This is a genomic window from Tenacibaculum bernardetii (assembly GCF_029125915.1).
GTDB lineage: Bacteria > Bacteroidota > Bacteroidia > Flavobacteriales > Flavobacteriaceae > Polaribacter > Polaribacter bernardetii.
The window spans coordinates 1-1,983 of the sequence record NZ_JAQJCU010000032.1; the positions used below are offsets into that span (position 1 = coordinate 1).

At 31.5% G+C, this 1,983-nt stretch carries 1 protein-coding gene; it reads right to left on the reverse strand.

Going from position 1 to position 1,983, the window contains the following annotated elements:
* Positions 1-832 precede the first annotated feature (832 nt).
* On the reverse strand, positions 833-1,906 hold the full coding sequence (locus P2G10_RS12695; RefSeq protein ID WP_275316968.1) for a hypothetical protein: 1,074 nt from the start codon (positions 1,904-1,906) through the stop codon (positions 833-835).
* Between the last annotated feature and the right edge of the window lie 77 nt (positions 1,907-1,983).

Genomic DNA, 1,983 nt, shown 5'->3' on the forward strand with positions numbered 1-1,983 from the left:
ATTTTTAACTCAAAATTAGTTCCGCCTGAGTGATTTCTAAAGTTTTTGCTAACGTTGAGGCTATGGTTTTGTTTGGGTTTAGAAAGCACTACACTTTCATTTACTATATAGCCAGAACTTTTGTTTTCTTTGTAAATTTATCATTTTTACCAAACAAAACCAATTTTTTGGCGGGCTTAGTGGAAAGCAGGAAATTTCATTTCAGCAGAACCTCCCAAATAAACTATAGCTAGTGTTGTGTATAGGCTTGTTTTCTATTCATTGTCCTTATCAATTCGTTCGAGTCAATCCAACCGAGACCTAAGTAATCGTTTTATGAGTCAAGTCCAGCAGAAAAGAAAGAGCAACAATAATGACTTAAAATACTCAAAAATTTTTCTTGTTTTTTATTGCGATTTCGTGGGGTTCAATCCAACCGAAACGGAAGTGATAGCAAACCGACGGATATAAAATATTGAGTTTAAAGAATCCAACCGTCATTTTATAGATTTGCGAATCAATCCACCGACAAAGTTTTGCGTGCAAAGTTATCAAGTAATAGATTAGGGAGTCAATCCAACATATTTTAGAGTTGTGGGAATCAATCAACATGTTTTCAAAGCCAAGATACAGCTTTTATAGATTCGGAATTCGCTTATACACAACGTTAAATATATAGCTCGTAGGGGAGAGGACTAGCAGTTTGTTTTTAGAAATCTCTTAGCCAAATGTAAACATTTTGTATTGAAATTTTATTTTTTTAATAGCCAAATTTTACATTTGGCGGTCAATCATTAATCTCTGCCCTTTCTAAAGCTAGAAAGCTCCCTATGAGCTATATATAGTGTTGGGCTTAGTTATTTTCTCCGTTTACTTTATTTTCTAATAACTTTATTTGACTTTCCAAAAGTCTTATTTCCCCAATATTTGTTTTCAATCGTTGAATTTCTTGTCTTATTTCTGCATTTTCATCATCTTCTGCAGGCTCATTAGGTTGCACAAAGTCCACAATTCCTCCGTTTTGAGTAAATGCAATTAGTTTGGTTATTGATTTTCCTAAAGCGGTAACTTTATCTCCGTTTTGTTCAGCATTTAGTTTCAAGTCTGAGATAGCATTTTCTAAAATAGTAGCAGTTCCTTCATCTCTCTCTTTTTCAGCTTCTTTTTTCAGTTCTTGAGCAATTTTTTTGTTCCCAAGTTTTAATCCTTTAAGTTCTTCTACTTGTTTAAGTACATTGATAAATCTGTCAGCAACCTTTAGAGACTCAAGTAGAATTTTACTAACGCTTGTTGCAAGTCCAACAATTACAGCCATTTCTATAATAATAGAACCTTTTTTTGCTCCAATTATATTAAAATCTTCTGGACTTTTATCTTGAGCCATTGCAATTCCTCTACCTATATCATACCAAGTCGCACTTAGCTTTTTAAAATCTGTTAAATTCTCAATTGAAACATCATTTTGAAAATAAACTCGCATTAGTACTTTATCATCTTCAACTTCTTCACTCTCTTCAATTTCAAATGATTTATATAAAGTAGTTTGTAACTCTTTAATTGTTGACTGTGCTTTAGTAATTATATCGGAAGATTCTTTTATTTTACTTGTAGCAGTTGCTATATCTAAACTGTTCTCAATTAAAATTTGCTCAATTTTTCGAACACCAGATTCTCCAATAAGATCTGTAATCTCAAGTTTATCAAGAAAGTTAATTTGTTCGAGACTTAAAGATTGAAAATTTATTCCCACTATTGATTCAATTAGACTTTCTTTTTGTGATTCAAAAGGAACAAGTTGTTGGTTATTATTTCTCCGAATATTTGCATTCATTTGATTATAAAGAGCTGTATATTTTGTAGGAACTCCATTATCAATAATATAATCACTAAACCATTCGGTTAATTTCAGTAATTCGGTTATTTGCATTTAGTTTGTTTTTTTAATTAAGCCCAACGGCTTTGTGCTTATAGTTTGTTGCGTAAATTTAGCGAAAAAATAATAGA

Coding starts and splice junctions, on each gene's coding strand:
- P2G10_RS12695 (WP_275316968.1), bottom strand. CDS start 1,906: ATGCAAATAACCGAATTACTGAAATTAACCGAATGGTTTAGTGATTAT.